Genomic DNA, 311 nt, shown 5'->3' with positions numbered 1-311 from the left:
GAATGGATCATCGTTGATGACGGCTCCAAAGACGATACGGCTGCAATTGTGAATGAATACGCGCAAAAATATCCGTTTATCCGCCTCGTACAAAGGCCTGACCGTGGCTTTCGCAAGGTGGGCGGGGGCGTAGTCGCTGCGTTTAAATTCGGCATTACCCAAATCCAGCATCAGGACTACCAATACATCGCTAAACTCGATGGTGACATGTCCTTTGGTCCCCGTTACCTGGAAAAAATGTTTGCCGAGTTTGAGCACGATCCTCAACTGGCAGCGGTATCTGGCAAAGTGTTCCGTACTGAGCAAAATCA

The 311-nt window shown here is 49.5% G+C and carries 1 protein-coding gene; it reads left to right on the top strand.

Annotated elements, in window-relative coordinates; all coding sequences use genetic code 11:
* Window positions 1-311: glycosyltransferase family 2 protein (locus KDM89_RS21295; protein ID WP_212689795.1), on the top strand; the 311-nt coding region annotated here is incomplete at both ends.

This window comes from Cognatundibacterium luofuense, from assembly GCF_018139685.1.
GTDB classification, from domain to species: domain Bacteria; phylum Pseudomonadota; class Gammaproteobacteria; order Burkholderiales; family Burkholderiaceae_D; genus Undibacterium; species Undibacterium luofuense.
The sequence above is the reverse complement of the archived record's forward strand: the minus strand, read 5'-3'. Positions and strand labels throughout refer to the sequence as shown.